The 25,517-nt window shown below is 70.0% G+C and carries 19 protein-coding genes, 3 tRNA genes and 2 pseudogenes; 9 read left to right on the forward strand and 15 right to left on the reverse strand.

Annotated features, from left to right (window positions below; genetic code table 11):
* Positions 1 to 155: 155 nt before the first annotated feature.
* A complete protein-coding gene (locus ACZ4WS_RS12695; RefSeq protein WP_467979758.1) occupies positions 156 to 1,610 on the reverse strand; it encodes an FGGY family carbohydrate kinase in 1,455 nt (484 codons plus the stop codon).
* Positions 1,611 to 1,686: 76 nt separating this feature from the next.
* Positions 1,687 to 1,992, reverse strand: a complete 306-nt coding sequence (locus ACZ4WS_RS12700; RefSeq protein WP_467979759.1) for a YtxH domain-containing protein — start codon at positions 1,990 to 1,992, stop codon at positions 1,687 to 1,689.
* Positions 1,993 to 2,150: 158 nt separating this feature from the next.
* On the opposite strand from ACZ4WS_RS12700, the gene ACZ4WS_RS12705 reads away from it, so the two are divergent.
* The 3 genes from ACZ4WS_RS12705 (at position 2,151) to ACZ4WS_RS12715 (ending at position 2,542) form a co-directional block, all read left to right on the forward strand.
* A tRNA-Asn gene (locus ACZ4WS_RS12705) sits at positions 2,151 to 2,223 on the forward strand.
* A 5-nt stretch (positions 2,224 to 2,228) separates the two neighbouring features.
* Positions 2,229 to 2,301, forward strand: a tRNA-Asn gene (locus ACZ4WS_RS12710).
* A 164-nt stretch (positions 2,302 to 2,465) separates the two neighbouring features.
* Positions 2,466 to 2,542: transfer RNA gene (locus ACZ4WS_RS12715), tRNA-Ile, on the forward strand.
* A 215-nt stretch (positions 2,543 to 2,757) separates the two neighbouring features.
* Here the strand turns inward: ACZ4WS_RS12715 and ACZ4WS_RS12720 are convergent.
* Positions 2,758 to 2,958 (reverse strand): hypothetical protein, encoded by a 201-nt coding sequence (locus ACZ4WS_RS12720; RefSeq protein WP_467979760.1) that lies wholly within the window; start codon positions 2,956 to 2,958, stop codon positions 2,758 to 2,760.
* Positions 2,955 to 3,152 (reverse strand): hypothetical protein, encoded by a 198-nt coding sequence (locus ACZ4WS_RS12725; protein WP_467979762.1) that lies wholly within the window; start codon positions 3,150 to 3,152, stop codon positions 2,955 to 2,957. Before ACZ4WS_RS12725 ends, ACZ4WS_RS12720 begins: the two co-directional genes overlap by 4 nt.
* Between ACZ4WS_RS12725 and ACZ4WS_RS12730 the strand changes: the two genes are divergently transcribed.
* The 3 genes from ACZ4WS_RS12730 to ACZ4WS_RS12740 are packed head-to-tail and all read left to right on the forward strand — an operon-like array spanning position 3,130 to position 4,712.
* Positions 3,130 to 3,330 (forward strand): hypothetical protein, encoded by a 201-nt coding sequence (locus ACZ4WS_RS12730; RefSeq protein WP_467979763.1) that lies wholly within the window; start codon positions 3,130 to 3,132, stop codon positions 3,328 to 3,330. The genes ACZ4WS_RS12725 and ACZ4WS_RS12730 overlap by 23 nt on opposite strands.
* Entirely contained in the window at positions 3,305 to 3,832 is a 528-nt protein-coding gene (locus ACZ4WS_RS12735; protein WP_467979765.1) for a DUF6879 family protein, read from the forward strand. The genes ACZ4WS_RS12730 and ACZ4WS_RS12735 overlap by 26 nt, the downstream gene beginning before the upstream one ends.
* A gap of 25 nt (positions 3,833 to 3,857) precedes the next feature.
* Entirely contained in the window at positions 3,858 to 4,712 is an 855-nt protein-coding gene (locus ACZ4WS_RS12740; protein WP_467979767.1) for a helix-turn-helix domain-containing protein, read from the forward strand.
* A gap of 958 nt (positions 4,713 to 5,670) precedes the next feature.
* Here ACZ4WS_RS12740 and ACZ4WS_RS12745 read toward each other — a convergent pair.
* Positions 5,671 to 6,741 (reverse strand): DUF3500 domain-containing protein, encoded by a 1,071-nt coding sequence (locus ACZ4WS_RS12745; protein ID WP_467979769.1) that lies wholly within the window; start codon positions 6,739 to 6,741, stop codon positions 5,671 to 5,673.
* Positions 6,742 to 7,195: 454 nt separating this feature from the next.
* Between ACZ4WS_RS12745 and ACZ4WS_RS12750 the strand changes: the two are divergent.
* Positions 7,196 to 7,619: pseudogene (locus tag ACZ4WS_RS12750) on the forward strand (transposase).
* 425 nt (positions 7,620 to 8,044) lie between these two features.
* Here the strand turns inward: ACZ4WS_RS12750 and ACZ4WS_RS12755 are convergent.
* Complete coding sequence (locus tag ACZ4WS_RS12755; protein ID WP_467979771.1) at positions 8,045 to 8,272, reverse strand: hypothetical protein; 228 nt, start codon at positions 8,270 to 8,272, stop codon at positions 8,045 to 8,047.
* Between the two features lie 96 nt (positions 8,273 to 8,368).
* Between ACZ4WS_RS12755 and ACZ4WS_RS12760 the strand changes: the two are divergent.
* Positions 8,369 to 8,572, forward strand: a pseudogene (locus ACZ4WS_RS12760) (MFS transporter); the annotation flags it as partial.
* 121 nt (positions 8,573 to 8,693) lie between these two features.
* Here ACZ4WS_RS12760 and ACZ4WS_RS12765 read toward each other — a convergent pair.
* The 3 genes from ACZ4WS_RS12765 to ACZ4WS_RS12775 all read right to left on the reverse strand — a co-directional run bounded on the left by ACZ4WS_RS12765 (position 8,694) and on the right by ACZ4WS_RS12775 (position 12,742).
* The gene (locus ACZ4WS_RS12765) at positions 8,694 to 9,749 is read right to left on the reverse strand and encodes a glycoside hydrolase family 5 protein (RefSeq protein ID WP_467979773.1); all 1,056 of its coding nucleotides are present in this window, start codon (positions 9,747 to 9,749) and stop codon (positions 8,694 to 8,696) included.
* Between the two features lie 644 nt (positions 9,750 to 10,393).
* Positions 10,394 to 11,695, reverse strand: a complete 1,302-nt coding sequence (locus tag ACZ4WS_RS12770; RefSeq protein ID WP_467979775.1) for a hypothetical protein — start codon at positions 11,693 to 11,695, stop codon at positions 10,394 to 10,396.
* A 297-nt stretch (positions 11,696 to 11,992) separates the two neighbouring features.
* Entirely contained in the window at positions 11,993 to 12,742 is a 750-nt protein-coding gene (locus ACZ4WS_RS12775; RefSeq protein WP_467979777.1) for an SDR family NAD(P)-dependent oxidoreductase, read from the reverse strand.
* A 212-nt stretch (positions 12,743 to 12,954) separates the two neighbouring features.
* Between ACZ4WS_RS12775 and ACZ4WS_RS12780 the strand changes: the two genes are divergently transcribed.
* Positions 12,955 to 13,830, forward strand: a complete 876-nt coding sequence (locus tag ACZ4WS_RS12780) for an alpha/beta fold hydrolase (protein ID WP_467979779.1) — start codon at positions 12,955 to 12,957, stop codon at positions 13,828 to 13,830.
* Between the two features lie 159 nt (positions 13,831 to 13,989).
* Here the strand turns inward: ACZ4WS_RS12780 and fxsT are convergent, their stop codons facing one another.
* The 6 genes from fxsT to ACZ4WS_RS12810 form a co-directional block, all read right to left on the reverse strand.
* Positions 13,990 to 17,925: an FxSxx-COOH system tetratricopeptide repeat protein gene (fxsT, locus tag ACZ4WS_RS12785; RefSeq protein WP_467979781.1), complete on the reverse strand. Its 3,936-nt coding sequence runs from the start codon at positions 17,923 to 17,925 to the stop codon at positions 13,990 to 13,992.
* Complete coding sequence (locus tag ACZ4WS_RS12790; protein ID WP_467979783.1) at positions 17,922 to 19,235, reverse strand: TIR-like protein FxsC; 1,314 nt, start codon at positions 19,233 to 19,235, stop codon at positions 17,922 to 17,924. The genes fxsT and ACZ4WS_RS12790 overlap by 4 nt, the downstream gene beginning before the upstream one ends.
* A gap of 91 nt (positions 19,236 to 19,326) precedes the next feature.
* Complete coding sequence (locus tag ACZ4WS_RS12795; protein WP_467979784.1) at positions 19,327 to 20,121, reverse strand: AAC(3) family N-acetyltransferase; 795 nt, start codon at positions 20,119 to 20,121, stop codon at positions 19,327 to 19,329.
* The gene (fxsBH, locus tag ACZ4WS_RS12800; RefSeq protein WP_467979786.1) at positions 20,114 to 22,300 is read right to left on the reverse strand and encodes a radical SAM/SPASM protein FxsBH, inactivated beta-hydroxylase extension form; all 2,187 of its coding nucleotides are present in this window, start codon (positions 22,298 to 22,300) and stop codon (positions 20,114 to 20,116) included. The genes ACZ4WS_RS12795 and fxsBH overlap by 8 nt, the downstream gene beginning before the upstream one ends.
* A gap of 525 nt (positions 22,301 to 22,825) precedes the next feature.
* A complete protein-coding gene (locus tag ACZ4WS_RS12805) occupies positions 22,826 to 24,379 on the reverse strand; it encodes a sensor histidine kinase (RefSeq protein WP_467979788.1) in 1,554 nt (517 codons plus the stop codon).
* A gap of 25 nt (positions 24,380 to 24,404) precedes the next feature.
* Positions 24,405 to 25,442: a rod shape-determining protein gene (locus tag ACZ4WS_RS12810; RefSeq protein ID WP_467979790.1), complete on the reverse strand. Its 1,038-nt coding sequence runs from the start codon at positions 25,440 to 25,442 to the stop codon at positions 24,405 to 24,407.
* Positions 25,443 to 25,517 lie beyond the last annotated feature (75 nt).

Raw genomic sequence — 25,517 nt, forward strand, 5'->3', positions numbered from 1 at the left:
TTCCTTCGGCGATCGGTGGGTGATCGGCGGGCGATCGGTGGTGCACCACCCCCCATCGTCGAACACTCCCCCCGTGTTACCTCAACTGATTAACCCAAGTGCGGTCCAAGAGTGGGTCAGACCTCAGTCCTCGGACCTACGCCGATGGGGGCGCGTCACGCCCGGAATGCCCCCGGATGCGTCTGTTCACGTACGGATACGTACTGCTGTCGTACGGCCTGTCCCACGGCAAGTTCCTCACCGGGCTCCAGCACCTGCGCGGCCGCACCCTGCCAGGAGGGCGGCGTCCGCGGGTCGAGCGTGCCCTGTGAGACGCCGAGCGCCCAGGCCGCCTGCCGGGCCGCGCCGAGCGCCGCGTAGTCCGCTGGCTGCGGTACCACGACCTGCGCGCCGAACAGCGCGGGCGCCACGGCCTGCACGGCGGGCAGCTCGGCGGCCGGTCCCAGCAGGAAGATCCGCCGTACGTCGACACCCCGCCCGCGCAGCACGTCCAGCGCGTCCGCGAGCCCGCACAGCATGCCCTCGAAGGCGGCCCGCGCCAGATGCTCGGGCCGCATCGACTCCCGCCGCAGCCCGGCCAGCGTCCCCGCCGTGTGCGGCAGGCTCGGCGTTCGCTCGCCCTCCAGATACGGCAGCATGACGAGCCCGTGGGCGCCCGGCGTCGACTTCATCGCCAGGTCGGACAGGCTCTCCAGGTCGGACAGGCCCAGCAGTTCGGCGGCGCCGCGCAGGGCCCGTACGGCATTGAGCGTGGTGACGACCGGCAGATGCATACCGGTCGCGTCCGCGAGGGAGGTGATCATGCCGGAGGAGTCCACCAGCGCCTCGGGATGTACGGCCATCACGGACCCGGAGGCGCCCAGCGACACGACCGCGTCCCCGAGCCCGATCCCGAGCCCGAAGGCCGCCGCCATGGTCTCGCCGGTCCCCGCGGAGATCAGCAGCCCCTCGGGGGTCGTACCGGCGGCGTCGGACGGGCCGAGCACGTCGGGCAGCGCGGCCTGGTGCCCGAGCGCCATCTCGACGAGATCCGGCCGGTAGGCGCCGGTCGCCGCCGACCAGTACCCGGTCCCGGAGGCCCCGCCCCGGTCGGTGGTCCTTCGCGCGGGCCGCCCGAGCAGCTGCCACACCAGCCAGTCGTGCGCCTGCATGAGGACCGTGGTCCGCAGCGCCGACTCCGGCTCGGTCTTGTTCAGCCAGCGCAGCTTGGTCACCGGCTGTGCGGCCTGCGGCACGCAGCCCACGGCCTGCGCCCACGCCTCGCGCCCGCCGAGCGCGTCGACCAGATCGGCGGCGGCGACCTGCGCCCGCTTGTCACCGCCGACCAGCGCCGGCCGCACCGTGTTCCCCTGCACATCCAGCGGGACCAGCCCGTTCTGCTGCGCGGAGACACCGATGGCCTGCACCCCTTCGAGCAGCCCGCCGCCGGCCGCCTCTCCCAGGGACAGCAGCCATGCCTGCGGATCGACATCGGAAGGACGCCCGCCGCCCTCAGAGCTCTCCACCGGATGCGGCGCATACCCCTGCCTGAGCACGGCACCCGTGTCCGTGTCGCAGACGACGATACGAGTGAAATCGGGCGAACTGTCCAACCCGGCGACTATCCCCATGGCGGAAATTCTGCCGTACCGCGAGAGGTGAGTGTGCCGCGCTGCACCGGGGAGTCAGCCGCGCTGCACGGGGGAGTCAGGTATTGCTGGTTCCCCAGTCGTCCTCGCCACTGCTGCTGGGGTTCCGCTCGCGCAGGGAGCGCACCCGCGCGGCCACCGAGTCGGGGACGCTGTCGCCCACCTTCTCGCTCACCACGTGGTACGCCTTGCCCGCGAACTCGCGGCCCTGCTGGGCGGCGGACTCTGCGGTGTTACGCACCGCGGGGTTCTGCGCGACATGGCGCGCGGACTTCTTCAGCTGCTCGTAGCGCTCGCGCCCGGCACGTGTGCCCAGCACGTAACCCAGGGCCAGTCCGACGACGAACGTGAGCTTGTAGCGCATGGCTGCCACCCTTCCCTTGCGTAGGTCTGTGGTGCGGCGTCGGTCGCGGGGGGAACCGATTGGCGGAGCACCCCCCTGCTTGCGCTAATGTATGTGTCGCAGCGAGCGCACGCCCCCTGGCGAATACCCAGGTAGGTGCGTTCGATGCAACGAAGCAATCCTCCGTAGCTCAATTGGCAGAGCAGCCGGCTGTTAACCGGCAGGTTACTGGTTCGAGTCCAGTCGGGGGAGCTCGATCTCCTGTAGCTCAATTGGCAGAGCAGCCGGCTGTTAACCGGCAGGTTACTGGTTCGAGTCCAGTCGGGAGAGCAACGGAAGAGGACCCCTCAGGGGTCCTTTTTCATGTCCGCGGGAACCGCGCAGGGCACGCCGAAGTCCTCATGGTCGTGGATGCCGACCATCCGAGGCAGGAGATCGTATGAGCGGCTATGCTGCGGCAGACGGCGCGCACAAATGTGCGCGACACGCCGTATGGGGCGGTAGCTCAGCCGGTTAGAGCAGCGGACTCATAATCCGCCGGCCGTGGGTTCGAGTCCCACCCGCCCCACCATCGCTTGTCACAGCAGGAACGTTTTCACCTGCGACAGTGCGTCAGCCCCTCGCTGAGCGAGGGGCGTTTTGCGTCTCTGGAGATCGTTAGCCGGCCCGCTGCTGGCCCGAGAGACGGACGATCACGACATGGAGCGGCCCCGGCCGGATCGGCGTCCGGCCGGGGCCTGGTCCCGCCCGCCCCCAGAGCTCACGGGGTGCAGGGACGGGCGGGGGCTAGGTGCGGTACGCCCTCCATAGCCGGTCCGCCTCCGGGCGCCGCGTCTCCCCGTGCCCGCAGTCGGCGCACGCGGTGGAGTGCTCGATGAAGGCGCGGTACGCGGTCTGCATGCGGTTGTACGTGCCGTTGTCGGCGACCGTCTGCGTGTGGCCGGACGCGCTTCCCGAGTCGCGCCACTCCCGCTTGACGCCGCTCACGACGCGCTGCCGGCGTGCTTCGGGTGGGGGTGGTTGCGGATCTCGACACTGCAGTCCGTCGCCCGCGACGGGTTCCCTGCGGCCGCGTACTCGGCCCGCTGCCGGGCTAGGGCCTCGCAGACGCCGCAGCCCGGTGCCGGGGCTGGTTCGCTGAGAGGGAGTTCGAGTGTGATGGGCGGGTCCATGGTCGTCATCCGCGTGCCTCCGCTGGCGTGGACGCCGGGACCTGAACTGGAGGCGGAATGCGCCGCGTTCGAGGTGCCGGGCCACGCGACAGGAATCCCGGAAGGCGAGGCAGTGATCCGTATCCCCGCCAGGATGGTGCACATGATCAGGGAGGCGCGCGATGCCGTCGAGCGTGCCGACATTTGATGAGCTGATCGCCAACTGCGCGCGCTCAGCAGTGCACTTGGAGATGCGCGACGCGTATGCCGTCGACTACGAAGAGGGCCCGTTCGCCGAGTGGAGGAACGGTTTCCGCCACGACCCGGCCGATCGTGAGTCGTGGTGGCGGCCGTGGCTCGACCTGATTCAGGAGACCGTGGGCCGCGGCATCGTGGTGCGCCGAGCCCGGATCGTGTCTGAGCCGGTCAGCGAGTACACGAAGTTCCTGCACGACGGCACGTTCACGAACGTCGCTGCGGGCGAGCAGGTGCGGTGGCTGCCACGCCGGCGTGCATCCGACATCGCGCTGCCAGGCAACGACTTCTGGCTTTTCGACGAGCAGTGGGTCCACTGGAACCACTTCGCCGGTGACGGGTCCTGGACCGATGAGGAGATCACGGGCGACCCGGGCGCCGCCAAGCTGTGCGCCGAGGCGTTCGAGGCGGTGTGGGCCCGCGCCACCCCACACGACCAGTACGAGATCCACTGACAGGAAGCACCGGACAGGCCAGCTCATGCCCATCTCCCCGTCCTCGTCTGCCCAGGCCGCGCGCGAAGTCGTCGCGCTCCGGCTGCGCGACCTCCGAAAGAACGCCGGGCTGACAGTCGTCGAGCTGGCCGGCCGGTGCGGCTGGCACCACTCCAAGACCTCACGCATCGAGAACGCCGTCACCGCCCCCTCGGCCAACGACATACGGGCATGGGCGAACGCCTGCGCCGCGACCGAGCAGGCGGAAGACCTGGTCACCCAGTCGCTGAACGCCGAGTCCATGTACAGCGAGTGGCGGCACCAGGTGCGCCGCGGCATGAAGCAACTGCAGGACAGCGTGGTGCAGTTCTTTCGCGACACCAGACTGTTCCGGATCTACTCATCGACGATGGTCCCGGGCCTGCTGCAGACCGAGGGGTACGCGGCCGCGCTGCTCAGCAGCATTGCCGACTTCCGGGGCATCCCCGTCAACGATGGCGCGGCAGCTGCGATCGCCAGGGTCGAACGGTCTCGCGTCATCCACGAACCAGGGCACCGGTTCGTGATGCTGATCGAGGAGTCCGTCCTGTACTCCCAGCTGGGCGACGAGGACGCGATGGCTGCCCAGCTCGGCTACTTGCTCACCGCTGGGGCTCTGCCGCAGGTGTCGCTGGGCATCGTCCCCATGGCCACGCGCGAGCGCCTGCAGTGGCCCGTCGAGACGTTCCACGTGTACGACGACACCCTCGTATCGGTGGAGTTCCTGTCGGCCGAGGTGAACATCACCCAGCCGTCGGAGATCGTCCTGTACCTGAAGGCCTTCGAGCAGCTGCACGGCATGGCCGTGTACGGCGCCGGCGCGCGCGCCCTGATCGTGAAGGCCATCGACGCCCTGCGTTGACCCTGGACACGACGAAGCGCCCCCTGCACGGTCGCGAGGACCACGCAGGGGGCCCCGTGTTGTCAGAGCTGGATGCCGCCGCGGGCGACGAAGGCGGCGGACCCTGACGATGTGGTTGTCGTTGCTGCCGGGCGCGGGATCCGGCTCCCGTGTCGAGGGCGAGCGCGACCGACGTGCAGCCGGTGAGGCAGAGGTCGCCGCCGCCCGCGCCGACGAACGACGTTGCGGTGGCCGGGGCCGCTAGCGCGAACGTGACGCCGTCCGTGCCGGTGCCGCCACTCATCTCCACCTCGAACGTGACGTCCAAGCCGTCGGTTGGCTGCACGCTGCCGTACCAGCTGCTGCCCGCACCGAACCCGTCCGCGGCGTGGGTGAGGTACAGGTCGCTGCCGACCAGGGCGGCGAACCCATTCCTTGTCCAGCCGGTCACGGTCGGCGCCGGGATCGTCGAGAACGCCGGCCAGGCCCCGGACGCCTTCGGCCCGTACAGGCGACGCGCTCCGCTCCGACGGCCGGCCTGGTCACCACCGAGCAGACCAACGCGGCCGACGGCACCGGCTGGATCCGCAGCGCACCGTCCTACGTCGCGACCGACGAGGTGAGGCGCCGTCGCCATCGAGGACTCCGCCCACGTGCCGTCGGCGGAGTCGGTGGGGATCAGTGTCCGACGTCCCCGTCGCAGGCGGCACGAGGACCCCACCGCCGTCGTGCTGGACTCCCAGGCCGTGCGGGCCTCGCCGCACGCGCCAGGGAGACGACCGGGTTCGATCCCCGCAAGAAGAGCCCTGGCCGCAAGCGGGGCATCGCCACTGATGTCCTCCGCCGGGTCGGCCGCGGCGTCCCCACCGAGGCTGGACCCGGCCTGTTCACCCTTGCCCCGCCGGCACCAACCGCCTCCGAAAAGCAACTTGAGCCGACATCGGACAAGGCTCACAGGACACCCGCTGAGACGACCTCGTCAGTGGTCGAGGGCCAGGTGCAAGGCCAGAAGATCCTTACCGTAGTCATTGCCGTTGGGGGTGCGGATGATGGCGTGAATGTGCCGCTGAGTCATCCCGGCCGCCCATCCCGCCGCCTTTCCGATGGGCCCGAGGTCCTGGGAGTCGAGCTCGATGAGAATCACGGGGCTGTGGACGCGGTAGTACATCGGAACGTCGTCGTCGGTGCCGCCGTGCCAGGAGAAGTGGGTCTCGTCCTTGTACTTCTTGACCTCGGCCATCTTGACCCTGGCGTGGTGCTCGTCGACGTTCCCGACAAACAGCTCGACGATCTTCCACAGCTTCGCCAGTTGTGCGTGGTTCAAGTCGGTGGCGTTGATGCCCTCGTACGCCATGACCGCGTTGTCCGCGTACGCGCCGGCCGTCAGGTCCTTGTCGCTGGTGGCGCTCGTGGTGATCGCGACCGACTGCTGGTCCGCGCTCAGCGAGCGCACGAGAGCGTAGCCGGCGGCGAGCTCGTCCTCGAAGCTCTTCGTGCCTTCGTACTTGCTGTCGATGCCGTAGTTGGCGACACGGGGCTCGGTCCCCATGAAGGTCGGGGTCATGACGACCTGGTCGCCGAGGACGAAGTAGTTGATCACCAGGTGGTGACCCTCGAACTGCCAGCCCCACGGCTCCGTGGCCGACGGGGTTCCCATGATGGTGAGCCAGTACAGCTCGTCGTTGAACTTGTCGGTAAGGTCGACCAACTGCCCGCCGTAGAGGTTGAGATGGCGCACCTTGTCGGCGTTCTCGAGCCCGCGGGCACTCAGGCCCGCCTTCAGGATCGACAGCGCCTTGGTGCGCTGAGCCGTCGTCATGTCCTGCAGGCTCAGGCCTGCGTCCCGGTCCCCGTCGACGTTGGTCCACAGGCGCCACTGATCCTGGGTGTAATCAGACGCGTTGACGGGGAACGTGACGGCCTCGCGCTGTGCGGCCGTGAGGGAGGCGAGCCATGCCTCGGCGGCGGCCACGATCTTCCTTGTGGGCGCGCCGGTCCTGTGGATGCTGTAGAGGTCCGTGATCACGGTGCCGTCCGTGGTCACACCCACGAATTCGTCCTTGACCCCCGGGGCGCCGCCGCCACCCGCGCCTCCGGGCCAACCGCTCGGCTCACCCGAGGGGACATCCGACGGCGTAGCCGACGGCGTGGCCGACGAAGCGGTCAACGACGTATCCGTCGACGCATCCGATCGGGACACAGCGAACATCGTGGAGAATGCCGCGACTCCCGCCGCCGCGAACGCTTGCGTCATAAACCGGCGACGCGACGCGAATCCCGGCGAACCGGGCTCGTGGCGACGGTGTCCGTGGACACGCGAGCCTTCATGATTCTCATGGTCGGTGCGTGGTTCGGTCACGGAGTACTCCTCTGTAGCTCTCGTCTGGTTTCACGATGAGAGGCGGCCCTGCGCGCTCGCCACGGGAAGGTACTTCCAAGACCTGTGGATTGAATGTCAAAGAGCCTCGACTTGACGATGTCCTATGTGGTGATCGCGTTGGTCTGTGTATGGGGCGGGTACGTGGAGTTGGATTGTTCCGGACGGCTTGTGGGAGATCGCCAGGCCGTTGATTCCGCAGGAGCAGGTGCGCCCGCAGGGCGGCGGGACCCAGAACACGCCTGATGAGCCGCTGTTCGCGGCGATCATCTACGTGCTGGTGAGCGGCTGTGCCTGCCGGGCCCTGCCGCCCTGCTTCGGGATATCGAAGTCGACGGCTCACCGCCGGTTCCTGATCTGGTCGCGGGCCGGCGTCTGGGGCCGGCTGCACGAAGCGGTCCTGCACCAACTCCAATCGAGCGGACCATCTCCTGGCTGTCGGGCTACCGCAGACTCAGCCCCCGCTACGAACGCAGCCCCGCAACTACCTGGCCTTCCTCGGCCCCGCCGCCTTGTGCTGCTACAAACGACTCCTCCGCCTCACCACATAGGAGATCGTCTTAAGATAACGGTCCTCAATTGTTGACGCCCTAAATTTGCGGTGTGACGATCCTGGCGCCTCACGATCCGTCCGCCGCCCGCCTCCCGCCCCGCTCATGTGCCTCGACCAGGTGCTTTCTTTCGCTTTGCCGATGGCGGAAATTCGCTGAATTCTGACTGTGTGGCTTGAATGCTAAGGAGAAAGGCGTGGTTCCCAAGAATGAGAACGAGGACATTCGGTTCGGTAGTCCGCTGCGCCGGCGGTCGTTCCTGGGTAGCTCGATCGCAGTGGCGGCAGCCGCGACGTCCCTCGCGGGTGCCACGACGGCGGACGCCGCCACGAGTGCGGGGCTGAAGGCGGGGGCCGGCCGGGCGCGATCGACATCCCGTCGTCACTCCTGCCGCTCGACGGTTTCACCACGGTCCACGACGACCTCTACGTGCGGATCCTCCTGCTGGAGAACGGCTCGCGCCGCCTCGCTCTCGCCGTCCTCGACCTGACCCCGATCAGTGCGGAAGCGATCGCCGCGATGAGGACGACCATTGCGAAGGCCTCCGGCCTGGCGACGGCCGACATCGTCGTGACCGTGACGCACACGTTCTCCGCCCCGCACGTACAGGCGACCACGACGTCGGCAGCGGCAGCCCAGTACGTCCAGATCACCCGGGCCACCTCGACCGCGATCGCCGCAGCGGCAAGTCCGCCCGGGTCGGTTTCGGCACTGGCGTCTGCGACGTCAACGTCAACCGAGATGTCTGCTACGGCGAAGACGGTCCCGTCGTCTTCGGCTGGACGAACTCCGCCCACCAGCTGGGCGCGGGTGCCTCGGCCTTCCTCGGCGCCACCGCACGCGACCTGTTCGGCACCTACGACGTGGTGTGGACCACACTGAGCGCGGTATGCCTCATCGCGGCCCTGATGGCCCTGGTCGTACGCGCCCCCGGCAGGTCGCCGGGCCGTTGAACACCTACACGCCACGCCCTCGTAGAAGCCGGTCTCGCCGGATCTTGCGGCCCCTGGAGCTGGTCCAGGGGCCGCGGTTGTGTGTTTCGCTCCCGTTCGCTCCGGTTCAGCTCAGCTCAGCTCAGGACTGGACGGGCTTGCCGCGCCCCCAGCCCCAGGCGAGGCGGTCGGCGCCGGACTGGTTGGTGGTGGCCAGCCAGGGGCGGGCGGGATCGCCGGTCAGGGTCTGGAGCGAGTACGTGTCGTCGGTGCGCAGGCCGGGCCAGTAGACCGAACCCATCTTCAGTTCGCGGAAGGTGTCGGTGACGGCCTGGACGTAGTTGATGTAGTTGTCGTCGGGCGTCGGCACGTTGTAGTTGAGACCCGTGGTCATCGGGGCGCCGAACTCGTCGGCCACGGTCCGGCCCGGGCAGTCGCCGATGCGCTCCTTGAGGTCGGCCACCCACTGGTCGTAGGTGGCGTAGCTCTTCCAGAACCCGTAGTGGTGCAGCGACAGGTAGGTGCCTTTCAGGCGCGGGTCGGCGCAGACCGTGGTGACGTGGTCGTTGTATCCGGCGCCGCTGACGAACACCCGGTTGCGGGGGACCGACGGGTACGTCGACAGCCACTTCGCGGCGATGTCGGCCCACTCGGTGTCGGTGTAGCCGTGGGGCTCGTTCATCGGCTCGAAGTAGACGTGCTTGTCGTTCTTGTAGTCCTTGACGACGGTGTTCCACATGGGCCAGTAGGTGGCCTCGTCGTCGATGAAGCCGTCCTTCTGGGCGCCCGTGCCCTCCCAGTACGAGACGATGACCTTGAAGCCCTTGTCCGACGCCGCGTCGATGACCCCGCGGTAGGACTTCCAGTAACTGCCGTTGACCGTGTACGGGTTGATGGGCAGTCGGACCGTGTTGGCGCCGAGATTCGCGCGGAAGGCCGATATCACCCGGCTCGCCTTGGTGTACGTCTGGGCGTACGTGTCGGAGAGCGACAGGCCCGACAGGACGACCGGGTCGTCGGCGAAGTTGTCGCGCGGGTCGGCCCAGTTGACGCCCTTGAACTGGGCCGTGTCTCCGCTCGGGGCGGCGTAGGCGGGGCTGCCGGCGATGGCTGTGCCGCTGGTCCCGGCGATCAGGATCGCCACGAAGGCGGCGCGTAGCCGGGTGGTGAAGCGGGTGCCGGCTGGGGTGTTGCGCATCAGCTTGCCCTTTCAGGAGATGGCGACTCGGTGCAGGGCGGAGCCTGCGCTGCACGGGGGTGAGCGGCCGTCGGGAGGGGTGCCGGGTCGCCGGACGAGTGGGTTCGGCTCGCCGTCGGTCGGCCCGTGTTGCCGGTGTTTACGTAAACATCCGCGGGAACAGAGGGTGACCGGATCTCTCGGTCACGTTCGGGGGTCGTGGGTTCTGTCGATGTTTACGTAAACATCGCGGCGCCGGAATCGTGGCACCCGGGGCAGTGATCGTCAAGGTTTCGCGCACGTAACGCCGTTTGTCTGAACCATCAGGGCGCTGCGGCGTCCTCCCGCAGAAGTGCGGCGGTCGGAGGCGGCTGCTGCCACGGAGGGATAACCGGTGCCTCCCTGGGCACGATGTGCCGGGACGCACCGGCGAGGAGGCTGGGCGTATCAGGCATCAGGCGTAAGGCATGGGGAGGCGTCATGAACCGTCAGATCCGTATTCGCGTCAGCCGTCGGCCCGCCCCTCGCCGTGACCTGGAGATCGACCGGAGGACGCCTTCGGGGCGAGTTCTGCCGTACTGAGCTCAACTCCGTACCGACCCGAACCGACCGGCACGCAGAGGCGGAGCTCGACGTGCCGGACGGGTTCTCGTAAGGGCCAGGGGTCAGCGGCGGGCCGCGCGGCGGCGTACCAGCACGATGGCGCCCGCGCCGGCGGCTACGGCCGCGGCGGCCGCGCCCGCGATGGGCAGGGTCGAACCCGAACCGGTGCTCGCCAGGTCCCCACCGGTGGTGGAGGAGGAGCCCGAGGACCCGGTCGTCGAGGAGCCGCCCGTGGTGGTGGAGCCGCTGGAGCCGGAACCGCCGGTGGACGACGTCGACCCGCCACTGCCCGTCGACCCGCCACTGCCCGTCGACCCGCTGCCGCCCGTCGAGCCACTGCCGCCAGTGGAACCGGAACCGCCACCCGAGCCGCCACCGGCGACGGCGAGTTCGATGGCGGCCGTGTCGTTCGCCTTGTGCTTGTCGAAGGGGCGGTCCTCCGCGTCGAGCGCCACTGAACCCTTGGCTCCCGCGACCGCCTTGTCGATCTTCAGCTTGAAGGCGTAGGTCTCGCCGTCGCCCTCGTCGACCCAGGACTGGCTGGTGCCGCACTCGTAGCTTCCGGAGCCGACCTTGTTGCAGTAGTCGGTGGCCTTGGTCACCGTCGTACCGGCGGGCATCTGGATCAGAACCTTGGTCACCGACTTGCCGAGGCGCCCCAGCACCCAGCCCGGCCCGGCGTTGGTGAACTTCGCGTTCAGGGTGACCGTGTCGCCGACGCGGCCCGTCAGCTTCGCTCCGGTTACCTCGAAGTCGGCCGTGTTGTCCGCGGTGACCTCCACGTTGGCCGCGTCCCAGTCGGGGTGGTTCGCGTCGCCGGCGCCGGGAGTGGGGCTGGGCTGCTCGACCAGCTTCACCGCGGGGCCGGTGCCGCGTACGGGCTCCTCGGCGCCGTCGTCGCCGCCGGAGTTGTAGCTGGTGACCGCGACCCGGAGCTTGTCGTACAGCGCCCAGTCCTGAGCCTTCAGCGTCAGCGTCTTCTCGGGTGCGTAGACGACGCCGGGCTCCACTGTCTGGTCGAACTCGCAGACCGCGTCGGAGTAGCTCGGGGCCTCGTCGTAGGAATGGATCTCGTAGCGGAGGCAGTTGGAGGGCAGCTCCGTGTGGGCGAGGCCGCGGGTGACGTTGTACGACAGCCAGACCTTGTCGAGCGCCGTGGAGCCCCTGTTCATGAAGGTGACCGGAACGACGAAGCTGCTGCCCGGCTTGACGCCGTCGATGAGAGAGATCGGACTCAGGGCCAGGCCGGGCTGGGGGTCGTCCGCGGCGGTCGCGGGCGTGGCGCCCAGCGCGACGAGAGCGACGGCGCCGATCGCGCCGGCGGTCTTGCGGAGCAGGTGACGGTCGGGAGCGGCACGGAGCATGGAGGTCCCTCTGAGTGAAGCGTCGGAGATGGATGGGCCAACGAAGGGGAAATTCCGGTTCCCCGCACATGAGACCGCCCGGGCGGCCGAAGGGTTGTGCCGCGGTGGCCAGGCGGCCAGGAGAAAGGGGGTTTGTCATCGTTCGTCGCGCGAACGTCCGCGGTGCGGCGGCACCATCCCGGAAGTGACCGTGATGCCCCGGCCGCCGGTCTGACGGTCCTCGGAGGCCGAGGAATGTATGGGCGGTGCGCGTGGTGCGGGCAGTGCGCGTGGTGCGGGCGGTACGGGGCTTGGAGGCTAACGCCCCAGCGCCGCACCGCCGTTGATGTGCAGCAGCTGCCCCGTCATGTACGCCGCCTCCGGTGAGGCCACGTACCGGATGGCTGCCGCGATCTCCGACGGGTGGCCCGGCTGCCCCGTCAGGGACTGGGCCACCCGGGACGCGACGAACTCCGGTGTCGCGCGGTCGCCGAAGAACTCGGTGTCGCCGACGAAGCCGGGGGCGACCGCGTTCACGGTGATGCCCTCGGAGCCGACGCGCTGGGCGAGGTCGTACGTGTAGGTGTTGATCCAGCCCTTGGAGCCGCCGTACGAGCCGGGGCCCCGCAGGGAGGCGATCGAGGAGAGCTGCACGATGCGGCCGCCGGGGCGGCGGACGTGGGGGAGCAGCGTCTCGGTGAGCAGGACCGCGGTAAGGACGTTGGCGTCGAAGTTGCGGCGGTAGCTGTCGGCGATGGAGGCCGGGCTGCCGTCGTGCGAAGGAGCCACGTTGCCGCCCGCGTTGGCGACCAGGACGTCGACGGGGGTCTCGTCCGCGGTGATGAACTCCCTTACGGCTCCGACCTGTTCGGGGTCGGCGAGGTCGGCCGCGCACCAGGTCGCCGTGGACTCCCCGTACCGGTCGTTCAGCGCGTCCGCCGCCTTGCGCAGTACGTCCTCGCGTCGGCCGAGGAGCACCACCCGGTCCCCGTCCGCGGCGAACGCCTCCGCCGTCGCCAGGCCGATCCCGGTACCGCCGCCGGACACCACCACACGTCGCTGGGTCATGGCCACCCGTCCTCGCCCTCGTCCTCGTCCTTGGATGTGAATCACGGTCATATCCGCGTACAGAGTGGGACGTTACGGAGGTCCCGGGAGCACCGTCAAGTGGCTTGATATGAAGCTCGGTTGACCTGCGGATTCGTTTCGTCGCACGGGTGCGTGGGCAGGGATCGGGCAGCGTTTGTCCCGGTCCACCGGACCGAGGGAGGGGGAGCGCTGTGCGTGACCATGTGCGGACGGCGGACGGGCGGCTGCTGCGCGTCGAGATCTCGGGCGATCCGCGCGGTCGCCCGGTGTTCCTGCTGCACGGCATGCCGGGCAGCCGGGTCGGACCCCGGCCGCGGCCCATGTTCCTTTACCAGCGCGGCACCCGGCTCATCAGCTACGACCGCCCCGGGTACGGGGGTTCCGACCGCAAGCCGGGGCGTCGTGTCGTCGACGTCGCGGCGGACGTGGCCGTCCTCGCCGACGCGCTGGGCCTTGAGCGGTTCGCGGTGGCCGGGCGGTCCGGAGGCGCCCCGCACGCGCTGGCGTGTGCCGCGCTGATGCCGGAGCGGGTGACCCGGGCCGCGGCGCTGGTCGGGCTCGCGCCGCGGAACGCGGAGGGGCTCGACTGGTTCGCGGGGATGGCGCCGTCGAATGTCAACGAGTTCCGGACCGCGTTCAACGACCCCGAGCGGTTCGTGGCCCGGCTGATCCCGCGCTCCGCCGCCATCCGCCGTGATCCCGTACGGCTGTTGGAGGACCTGAGGGGGGAACTCACCGACGACGACCGGTTGATCGTCTCGGACAACGCGATTCGTTCGATGCTGTTGCGCAACTACCGGGAGGCGTTGCGGACTTCGCCGTACGGGTGGGTTGATGACGCGCTGGCGCTGACCGGTGCGTGGGGGTTCGACCCGGCTGATATCCGGGTGCCGGTGCTGTTGTGGCACGGGGCGAAGGATGTCTTCTCGCCGGCGTCGCACTCGTCCTGGCTGGCTGCGCGGATTCCTCGGGCGACGGCGGTGCTTGAGCCCGGTGCTGCGCACTTCGCGGCGTTGCGGGCCCTGCCCAAGGTGCTGAGTTGGCTGCTTGCGGACTCGCCTGCGTGACCGGTGGGCGCGGGTGAGGGTACCGACTCTTTTCGCCCCCGCCGCCCCTTCCCTTCCCGTCCCTGAGGGCTCCGCCCCCAGACCCCCGTATCGCGCTTCGCGCTCGTCCTCAAGCGCCGGACGGGCTGAAAGATGCCGCCCGGCGCCGAAAGGTGGACGTCACACTGCCAGCGGCTCCAAGTCCCGGTAGATCCGCCTGCCGTCCGCAGCCACCCGTGTCATCCCGTTCTCGTCGCCCAGCAGCGTGCGCAGCTCTCCCAGGGCCTCCTCGCGCATGCGGCGGGCCTCGTCCTTGCGGCCGAGGGCGGCGAGGGTGAGGGCGGAGTTGGTGACGATGGCCAGGGTCTCGGGGTGGTGGGGGCCCAGGACCTTGCGGAGGGTGACGACCGCGTTCTCCTCGAGCTTGCGGGCTTCCGGGAGGCGGCCCTGGTCGGCGAGGACGTTGGCGTAGTTGATGCCGGTGAAGAGGGTGTGCGGGTGCTGTTTGCCGAGTACCTGGCCCATCCGGTCCAGTACCTGGCGGAACACTGTTTCCGCCTCTTCCGTGTCGCCGCAGCCCCAGTGGAAGATCCCGAGGTTGTTGAGCGCGGCCTGGGTGTAGGGATGGGCCTCGCCCGGCACCTTCATGTACTCGGCGAGTGCCTCCCGGGCGACCTCGCGTGCGGCCTCCCGCTCGTCGGCGGCGAACAGGTCGGCGGCCATGTTCAGATCGCAGGCGAGCGAGTCGGGGGTCGGTGCCTTGTACTGGGCCCGGTACTGCCCGCGGGTCGCCGTCGTCAGCCGGCGGGCGTCCTCGAACTGGCCCGCCCTGCGCAGCGACACGGCGAGCGACTTGGCGCAGCTCAGTGTGCCGGGGAACTCCTTGCCGAGGATCCGCTTGTGGGCGTCGTAGGCGCGGGAGAGGAGGGATACGGACTCCGTGTACCGGCCCACCTCGCGCAGATCGCGGCCCAGGCGCGCCGCTGAGGCCAGCGTGTACGGGTGGTCGGGGCCGAGTACCTCGATACGCCGGTCGTAGGTGTCCTGGTCGATGACGCGCGCCTCGCCGTAGCGGCCGACCATGCGCAGCGCGAGCGCGAGGTTGTTGGCGGCGCTGAGGGTGCGCCGGTGCGACTCGTGGAAGATCTGGCTGAAGCCTTCATGCGCGTCGCGTGCGAACTCCACCGCCGATTCGTACACGCCGAGTGCCGCCAGGTCGCTGGCGAGACCGGACATGGTGACGTACGTGTGCGGGTGCGAGGCGCCGAGCACCCGCTTCTGGCGCTCGAGGAGTTCGGTGTTGATCTCGCGGGCCTCGACGTAACGCCCCTGGGAGCGCAGGACGTTGCCGAGCTGGCAGCGCAGATACAGGTACTGCACGTCGTCCTCGCCGAGGATCGGCTTCCAATGCGCCAGGAGGTCCTCGGCGAGCTGCTGGGCGCCGGGGAACTCGCCGCGCTTCCAGAGATAGCGGACGCGGTCGATGAGCAGCCGGCGGGTCTCGGCCTCGGTGCAGTTACGGGCGTCGGAGGCGGCCAGGTGCGGCCAGATGACCGCGAACCGCGGCCAGGTCTCGGGGTCGTCGATCGGCTCGTCGCCGTCGGGACGGCAGCCCGCGAGCACCGTGTGCACGACGTGCCGGGCCTGCCGCTGCTCCTCCTCGGTCAGCTGCGAGCGGATCACCGCCTGCACGAGCCGGTGGACCTGGATGCTGTTGCTGACCTGGTCGACCTTGGCGAGCGCGAACCGGCCGATCTCGCGGATGACCCGGCCGAGCAGCAGACTCTCCTGGAGGGCGGGGTCGTACGGCTTCAGGGCGTCGATCATCTCCTTGCTGTAGAGCAGGTGGGAGGAGATCGGTTCGGCAGCGAGGAAGGCGCAGAGCTGGAGCAGCCGCACGGAGGCCGGGGACCGTTCCCTGAGCCGGGCTATCGAGATGTTCCAGGTCGCGGCCACCGTCTTGGGGTAGTCGGAGGGCTGGTTGAGGTCCAGCACCTCGGTGGTCTGTTCGGCCAGCTGGCGCAGGTACTCGTCGATCGGGGTGGCCGTCTCGGCGAGCCAGGCCGCCGCCTGCTCCACCGCCAGCGGGAGGTCGCCCACCGCGGTCGCCACCTGGTCGGCCTCCTCGACCGTGAGGCCCGAGGCGCGCCGGGTGAGGTGTTCGATGCTCTCCTCGCGCAGGAACACGTCGATGGGCAGCGACGCCCCCTGCTGCGCCCAGGCCTGGTTGCGCGAGGTGACGAGGATGTGCCCGCCGCCTCCGGCCGGGAAGTAGCGGGTGAGCCGGGTCGGGTCGTCGGCGTTGTCGAAGACCAGGATCCAGCGCTTGGTCGGCGCCCCGCGGGCCAGCATCTGCACGGCTTCCTGGCTGGCCAGGTTGATGTCCTCACCGCCGGGCGCGCCGATGCGGGCGCCGAGTTCGGCGAGCGAGGCGACGACGTTGCCGGTGTCCTCGGCGGAGATCCACCACACGAGGTCGTAGTCGGCCATGAACCGGTGGACGTACTCCAGCGCCACCTGCGTCTTGCCGACGCCGCCGAGCCCGAACAGCGCCTGCGGCTGCGGCAGCACGACGGACATCCCGCCGCCGAGCTGGTCGCGGACCCGGTCCAGGATGACATTGCGGCCGGTGAAGGTGTTGTTGCGCTGCGGCGCGTTCCAGATCGCCGGGGTGCTGCCGGGGAAGCGGGGACCGGAGGGGCCGCCGTCGACCGGGCGGCCGGGCAGTTCCAGGCTGCTCAGCAGCGCGGTGACGCACTGGGTCTCGTCGAGCCGGTGCAGGTCGACCGGGTTGTATTCGAGATACGACTCCGGCAGCCGGACCTCGTCGACCCGCAGCGGGATCAGCGTGGCGCCCAGGGCCTCAGTGCCGGAGTCGGTGAGGGCGCGCCAGACGGCGTCGGCGTACCGCGACTTGCGGAACGCGTTCGACAGCAGCACCAGGGTGCGCGTCGCCGGGTCCGGGTGCTCGACGGGCCCGGTGGAGATGTCGTGCGGGATGACGTTGCAGCCCGCACGCTTGAGGAGCGCCTCGGCCCAGTCGGCCCACATGCGGTTCTCCGCCGTGTACGCGATGACGACGTCGGTCGCGGTGGTCAGCGGCCGCCGCCGCAGGAACGCGTCGCGGCAGCGCAGCCGCACCGGCTCGGGCACCGGCGGCAGCGTGGTGACCTCGCCGTCCGAGATGACCGCGGTGAGCCGTTCGAAGGCGGACAGCAGCGAGTTGGCGATCCCGCTCTCGTCGCCGACGGTGGCGAGCGTCTCCTCGTACGCGTAGTACGGGCGGTACGGGATCTCCACGGCGCCCCAGTACGCGCTCAGGTCGTCGGTGCCGAGCTCCTCGCCGCCGAGCCCCTTGGGCAGCCCGTCGAACTTCAGCCGGGCAAGCGCCCGTCCGGCGTCGACCTTCTCCTTCTCGCCCTCGTCGATCCGCATCGGCACGGGCAGTACCCGGATCTTGCGCTTGCGGTAGCCGTCCTCGACGCTGCGGGCCACGGCCGCCGCGCCGTCCAGGGACTGGTCGCTGAGCGTGAAGCAGTCCACGAGCACGTCGGGCATCTGCATGGTGCAGATGTCGGCGTTGTCGGACAGCCCGGTGCGCGAGTCGATCAGGACATAGTCGTACGACGCCTTCATGTCGTCCCGTAAGGCGTCGAGGAAGAGGCCGCCGCCCAGCCGCTCGTAGAAGTTGTCCCATTCGAAGGACGACACGGTCGCGGAGTACGAGCGGTCCTGGCGCCCGGCGGAGAGGAAGTCGAGCGAACCGCCGTCCTGGAAGCGCAGCCCGAGCTGCTCGGGCGTCAGCGAGATGGCGTGCTGCTCGACGCGCGCGTAGTCCAGGTGCCACGGGCCGGAGCGCTGGGTTCCGGTGGTCGCGGCCCAGGCGTACTCGTTGATGATGTCGATGACACCGGTGGTCGCCGCGAGCGAGTTGGGGTCGAGGAAGGGGTGGAAGAAACGGAACAGCCCCGGAGCCTCCAGGTCCCAGTCGACGGCCAGCACGCGCTTGCCGTTGGCGGCGAGGATCCACGCCGTGTTGGCCAGGGCCATCGTGCGGCCGGTGCCCCCTTTGTACGAGTAGAAGGTGATGATGCGTCCGTCCTGGGCGGCCGTCATGCTTCTTCTCCTCCGTGGTCGGAACCGCCGTCGGGGAGCGGCGGGTGGGTGGGGCCCATCAGGCGGGGCCTGCGGATCGGCGGGCCCGCGGGCGGATGCGCCTCGGCGTGCTTGAGGTACTGGCGGGTCGCATGGGCGACGACAGCCGGGAGGACGTCGGTGAAGGCCTTCAGGGTGGGTACGCCGTTGACGGCGACCCGGCAGTCGGCGCGCCGGCCCCGGTCGAGGATCAGCGGCAGGGTCCGCTCCAGCTCCGCCGTCAGCTGCCGGCCCTCGTCGCCGTGGCACTGGATGTCGGCCCGGTTCCAGGGGACGATCGCGCTGACCCAGGGGCGGGCGTTGGCGTCGAACGCCTTGAGTCTGCGCCGCCGTTCCTCGTCGGTGAGCGCCCACCGGTCGATGAGCAGAATCCCCGGGTGGCTCGGCGCCGCCTTGTCGGAGTCGTCGGCCACCAGGTTCTCGCCGGTGTCCTCGTCGTCGAAGGACGACACCGTGATCCGGTAGTCGAGGGAGCGGATCAGCTCCTCGGCGAGCGAGGGCAGCGGCCGGGTCGACTCCGAGTGGTAGGGGTTCCAGTCCTGGGCGTCCTCGCCGTACGGACGGGCGTCGCGATGCTCGGGGAGACTGTGCCGGGTGGGTGCCGCCACGGTCAGATGGATGCTCCGGGGCCCCTCGCCGCGCGGCTTGAACGCGCTCGGTGTGCTCTCGTAGGGCCGGGGCCTGCTGGACGGCAGCGGCGACTCGTGCGCGATCTGCACGATCCGCTGCGCCAGCCCGAGCACGGTCTCCTCGTACTCGTCGCGCAGCCGGTTGAGCTTGATCAGCCCGTAGATCCCGTTGGCCGCGTAGCGGTCCCCGAACTGGGCGTGATCCACGTGTATGTGCCGTACGGAGTCCGGGAGTTGGGCATAGTCGATATGCGTCCACAGTGCGGGCACGATGGTGGGAACGGCACCGGAACCGGTGGCCCGCGCCCGCAGAATACGCTCGTTGAACGCGAACCATTCCCGCCCGCAACTCTCACTCGTGAAGTACCGCGGCGAGAACAGCGGCACGAACACCCGGCAGGTCGCGAGATTCTCACTGAGTTTTTCCGGCCATCCGTCCCCCGAGCGCATCTCCCGGTCCATGAAACCCGCGGGCGCGCCCGCCGGAAGATCCGTGAGCGCCATGATGTGGTCGCACAGATCCGTGAAGAGGACCTGCACCCAGTGGTCCGGATCGCCGCCGCCGGGCCCCCAGGCCGGTGTGTGGGCGTAACTCAGGAAGAAATAAGGCCGGTTGTCCGATGCCCGTTCAGGTATGTCCACGCGCCCCCCTGCCTGCGGATGAGCCCCTACGGGATGTCACCGGCCGGAACCAACAATCTTCCCGACCGCGGGCCTGCACGGGTCGCCTGTTTCACGTCAATCCCTGGCGATATCCAGACATCCGGACACCCGCCCGGCACATCTGGACGCCCGCCAGGTCGACGGCCTCCCGCATCCCGAAGAGCAGCACCGCTTTCCCCGCCATTTCCCGTTCCGTCACGAGATCACGCGGCAGCCGGGCCCCGATCGCCGCGAAGTCCCCGTCGTACAGGCTGAGATCCTCGTACGAGATCCAGTTGCCCTGCTCGCCCACCACACAGTGGTACGTCCGCCTCGCGGGCGCGGGCCGCATCCGGTACTCGGCGAGATGGAACGCGCTGCACACCTCGAACCCCACGCGGAACAGCAGGACTTGGGCCTCCGCCGCGTACAACCCGGCGAGCGGGGAGCGCTCGCCCAGATGGCAGTGCGGATCGTGCGCGCCCAGCAGCTCGGCGGCCCGGGGGCCGAGCCCGGCCAGGGAGGTGTGCGGATGCCCGCTGCGCACGGCGCCCGGCGTGCTCCGTACGCACTCGGCGAGCACGCCCATCGTCGGACAGGGCGTCGTACGGGGATCGAACGGAAGTATCGACGCCTGGAACTCCGCCTTCTCCGGCTCGGACATGCCGTCGGTGAGCGCCCGGTACGCCCGGGAGGTGACCGAGTTCTCCGGCGAGAAGGACGGCACGACGAGGGTCCCCTCGGGGCCGAGCGCGTCGAGCAGCGCGTCCCGTACGTCGGTGTCGCGCAGGCCGGTGCCGCCGAGGGAGGCGTGCACCATCAGGATGCCGCCCGGCCGCACGCCCAATTCCGCGAACAGAGTGGCAAGTTGGGAAGCCTCAGCCACGGTACTCCGCCCATTCGGCCCGCAGTTCGTTCACCAACGCCGTGCCGGTCTCGGTGAGTTCACGTTCGGGCAGGGCGGCCAGCCGCTCCAGGGCACGGCCCGCCCGCTCCAGCGCGGCGGTCCGCGAAGCAGTGTCGTCCTCGCAGTACGTGGCGTTGCCGAGTTCGCGGCTCGCCTCGTCGAGCAGGCGCCCGGCCCTGTTGCCCGGCACGTTCAGATCCGCCGTCTCGCGCAGCGCGGTGAGCCGGGCGAGGCGCCCGGTGCGCGGCAGTTCCCGCACGAACTCCTCGGGCTCGAAGTCGACGGCCACCCCGAGTGCGCCGAGGCCGTGGGCACCGAGCCGCACCCCCGCGCCCGCCGCGAGTGGGGTGACCGTGGTGACGAGCAGCGCGTTGACGTCGGCACGGCGGCCGGGTTCGCGCTCGTCCAGCAGCTCGTACGCCGTCCGCAGCCGTTTGCCGAACTCGGTGAGGTCGCTGGGGCTGAGCGGAGGGGCGACGGGCACGGGGTAGCAGTCGCGGAGGGGGTCCGCGTCGTCGAGGAGGAGAGAGGTGCCGTCCGCGAGGTCCAGCGTCGGTAAGGGGCGCCATGGGGTGGGGCTGTCGTCCGGGCGCCGTACGGCGGGGCCGTCCTCGGGGGCGTACTCCTCGCCCGTGTCCGTGCGCACCTGAAGGCGGCCCTCGGTCACCGTGACCTCGACGCGGCCGGGCTCCGGGAGGGTGAGGGTTCCAAGCGTCGGGAGGTGCAGCTCGGGGGTGGGCTGGTCCCAGGCGAGCTTGATGTCCGCCCGCGCGCGGACGGCGACCGTGGCGACCGCCGAGGCGAGCGGTGCCGGGGTGGTGACACGGTCGTGCAGGCAGTGCTTGAGCGTGGTGTACAGGTAGGGGTGGGCGAGGATCTCGTCGACGTACGGCGTGCCGCCCGTCGTGGCGTCCAGGGCCAGGAAGGCCCGCCACACCTCGTCCCAGTCCGGCTCCCCGGCGTGCCGGGCCGCGACGCGGGAGAGCGAGAGACGGGTCAACTCGTCCTGGGCGAACCGGAGTTCGTCACCGCTGCGGACGGCCGGGCTGAGGGCGTGCTCCGTGATGCGCTCGGCGACGCCGTCGACGAAGGCGCGCAGGTCGCCGCAGAACGTGGACGGGTTGTCGAAACCGCGGCCGCTGCTGTAGCGGTGCGCGTAGAGCCCCCCGCCGCACGACTCGATCACCGGGCAGCGGCGGCAGGTCGCGCTGACGCCCGCGAGGCCCCGCTGGCGTGCGCGGACGCCGGGATGCCGGGCGAACTCCTCGAAGCTGTGCCGGAAGACGTCGTAGCCGGTCTCGGGCGCCCCGGGGTAGGCCGTCTTCAGCGAGTCCGCCTGCTCGAAGCTGCCGTCGGTCTCCACCACCGCGAGATCGCTCGGCGCGAGCCCCATCGCCTCCGTCAGGCTCGGCCCGCCCCGCAGGGTGCTGAGCACCGACTCGAAGGTCCGCACCGCGACGGTGCGCCCCTGCCCGTCCCATCGGTCGAAGATCTTGAGCAGCCAATCGGCGTACGCGGTGGGCGAGTTGGCCGGTCGGGGCGGGGGGCTGTCCCAGGTGGAGTGCGGGAGCAGGTAATCGATGCGGGGCGGGTGCAGTGAGGCGAGCGCGTCGTGCACCGCGACGGGATCGTTGGCCACGTCCACGGTGCACAGCAGGCCGCTGTAGAGGTGCCGGTACTCGGGGGTGCGCAGGAGGTTGATCGCGCGCAGCACCCGGTCGTAACTGCTCCGCCGTCTGCGGTCGCGGCGGTGCCGGTCGTTGGCGGCGCGGTCGCCGTCGAGCGAGATGCTGACCTTGACGCCGAATTCCTTGAACACATCGAGATGGCGGGTGTTCAGCTGCACGCCATTGGTGTGAATACGGAGATCGAGCGCGGTGACCGGGGCGATAGTGCGAGTGAGTTCCGTACAGATGTTTCTCATACGGACGGGACCCACGAGAAGGGGTTCACCGCCGTGAAGGATCACGGAAACGGAAGGGAGTTTATGCGCCCGCGCATAGTCCGCGAATCGGCGGGCCACTTTCCCGACCGTTTCCTCGGAAATGAAGGTCGGGCGCCCTTTCCAGCTCTGATCGGCATGCTCGTACACATAGCAGTGATCACAGGCGAGATCGCATCTGCTGTGGATCTTGAGAACGAGTTGCTGCAGCTTCACTCGGCGAAGGGTAGTGCCAGTGGGGGGTCGCGTGTACCACCAACTTCTTGATCACTCAAGGCGGTTGAGGGCTCCGGCGCATGAGCGAGGGCGCATCGGGCGGTCGTCGTACCGCCGGATGCGCCCTGTGCCGAGGTGTCCGCGCCCTAGAGCGCGGAGTCGAAAGTGATCGGCTTGACCGGACGCCGTCCGGGGATGTCCGTCACTCGTCCGGCGGACCTGACGGCGGCGGTCCCGAGCGGGTCGATGGCCGACAGGGGCGTGTGCGGCCGGCGCACGGGTCGGGGGGCGGCGGAACGATGCGTCGCCGGCGTCACCGAAAGGTTCATTTTGAGACTTCCGTCTGGGTTGGAAAGCTGGCTATTGACGCGCAGGGTAGCAGTTGGGTCCGGCGCGAGGGCTGATTCTCCCTAGAGTTCAGGCTTATCGCCGAGCTCGGGTTTTCGCAATCCGAGCGCCGCTGACCGTGTGAATCCGTTACCCGGCCGTGCTCGGGGAGACGTCAGTTCGGCGGGTGTCGGTTGCTCACAGTGGTGACTGCCAGATGACCGTGGTGCCCGCGTCGCCGGCGTCTCCGGAAGCGTCGTCCGCGGGCCCGTCATTTCTGGCCACGTCGTCCCTGGCCCCGTCGTCGCGGACGGTCAGGCGGACGCCGGAGCGGCCGTCGGGGAGTGTCGCCGTCGCGTCGACCGTGACCTCGATGCGGGCCACACCGGCGCGGCGCGAGGCGGCGGCCAGCGCGCGACGCAGGGTGGCGAGCAGATGACCGGCGACGGGCTCCGAGATCCGGCTCTCCACGGCGCCGGAGAAATGGGTGGAGGGCTGGAAGCCGAGGACGCCCGCCGCGCCCGCCGTCTCGCGCAGCACCTTGCCGCGGAAGGTGGTGGGGGCGTCGGCGGGCGGCTGTTGCAGCGCGAAGATCGCCGTGCGGACTTCTTGAATGGTGGACTGCAACTCGTCGATGGCCCGGCCGAGGGTCGCGTGCACGTCGGCGTCGGCGTCGGTGTTGGCGTAGGTGCCGGTGCCGCTCTCGGTCTCGGCGTCGGCCTCCGGGGCAGCCCCTTCCCTCTCGGCCGTGCTCTTCCGCTGCGTGGATTCGAGCATCATGCCGGTGGCGAAAAGGCGTTGCACGACCAGGTCGTGCAGGTCGCGGGCGATCCGGTCGCGGTCCTCGTAGACCGCGAGCCGCTCCCGGCGCTGCTGTGTGTCGGCGAGGACCAGCGCCAGCGCGGCCTGGGAGGCGAACTGTGTGGCGAGGAGCCGTTCCACCGCGGTGTACGGGCGGTCGCCGCGCCGGCGGGGGAGGGCGAGCGTGCCGATGAGCCGCCCTTCGGCCTGGAGGGGGAGCATCATGCTCGGCCCGAAGCGCGCCCGAACGTGCGTCGTCATCCGCGGGTCGGTCGCGGAGTCCTCGATGAACACCGGTTCGCCGCCGAGGAGTTGTTCGAGGACGGGGCTGCCCGGCGCGATCGTGGTGCCGACGATGTCGCCGGGGTCGTCGAGCGTGGCGGCGGTCACGATCTCCATGCCGCCCTCGGCCGTGGGCTGCAGGATGACACCCGCCGAGGCGTCCGCGAGGATCCTGGCCCGCTCGGCGACGGTCATCAGCGCTTCCTCGGCGGACTCACCTCTGAGCAGCGCGGTCGTGACGGCCGCCGCGCCCTCGATCCAGCGCTCGCGCTGCCGGGCCGTCTCGTACAGCCGGGCGTTGGCGATCGCGATGCCGGCCTGGGTGGCCAGCGCCCGCAGCAGCTTCTCATCCACGTCCGTGAACGGTCCCCCGCGTTTCTCGGCGAGATACAGGTTCCCGAACACCTCGTCATTGACGCGGATCGGTACACCCAGGGAGTCGTCCGTCCGCCCGACCAGGCTCCGGTCGGTCGCGGGATGCCCCGCCGTGCGGATCACCACCAGCCCGTCGTGCGCCGGGTCGGTCATCCCGAGCGTCGCGTACCGCGCCCCCGTCAGCTCGGCGGCACCGTTCACGATGTGCTGGAGCGTGGCCCGCAGTTCGAGGTCGGTGCCGACGGTGAGGACGGCTTCCAGCAGAGCCGGGAGGCGCGGGAGGGGGTCGGTCATGCGGGGCCCCACGGAATCCGGGGCGTCAGCCCGCCAGCGGGTCCAGGGCCAGCGGCTCGATCCTGCCCTCCAGCATGTAGCCCAGGCCCTGCACCGCGCACACATCCGGCCGTTCGGCGATGTGCACCGGCATCCCCGTCGCCTGCCGCAGCATCTGGTCGAGCCCCGGCAGCAGAGCGCTTCCGCCGACCATCATGATCCCGCGGTCGGCGAGGTCGGCCACCAGGTCGGGCGGGCAGGCGCGCAGCACCTTGCCGATCCCGTCGAGTACGGCGGTCAGCGGGGTCTGGATGGCATGGCGTACGGCGGCGGTGTCGACCTGCACGGAACGGGCCAGGCCGGTCGCCACGTCCCTCCCGTGGATCTCCGTCGACGCCGGGCCGTGCGGGGTGAGCCCGTTCCCGGAGAGGGCGAGCTGCAGGGGGCGTACGGCCTGACTCGGCAGCATCAGCTCGTGCTGGTGGCGCAGGTGCTGCACGATCGCGTGGTCGACGGCCTCGCCGCCCACCGGGACGCGTTCGGCGGTGACGATCGAGCCCAGCGACAGCACGGCGAGTTGGGTCGCGGCGGCCCCGCACACCATGACCATGGTGGCTTCCGGCCGCTCGACGGGCAGTCCGCAGCCCACGGCGGCGGCGATGAGCGTGTCGACCAGCTCGACCCTCCGCGCGCCCAGCCCGACCAGCGTCTCGATCGCGGCACGCTGCGCCAGCGGGTCCGCGTCGTGCGGTGTGCAGGCGGCGGCCCGCAGCCGCGGCTTGCGGCGCAGCGTGCGGCGGACCTTGTCGCCGAGCAGCTGACGCAGCATGCGCTGCGCCATCTCGATGTCGACGACCGTGCCGCCGGACACGGGCCGCATGACCCGGATGTAGTCGGGCGTACGGCCCGTCATCTTCTCCGCGAACTCGCCGACCGCGATCAGTGCGCCCGTCTTCGTGTTGATCGCGGCGACACTCGGCTGGTCGACGACCAGCCCCGCACCCTTCACATACACACGGGTCCTCGCCGCGCCCAGGTCGACGGCGAAGTGGCAGCGGCGCAGCTGCTCCAGACTGTCGGTCATGGCAGGTCCTCCCGAGAGCGCAGACCGTGGGGCTCCGCCGGGCGGCGGTCCTCTCTCGCATCGTGCGGGGGGTGG

Source organism: Streptomyces sp. NPDC029292, from assembly GCF_055569295.1.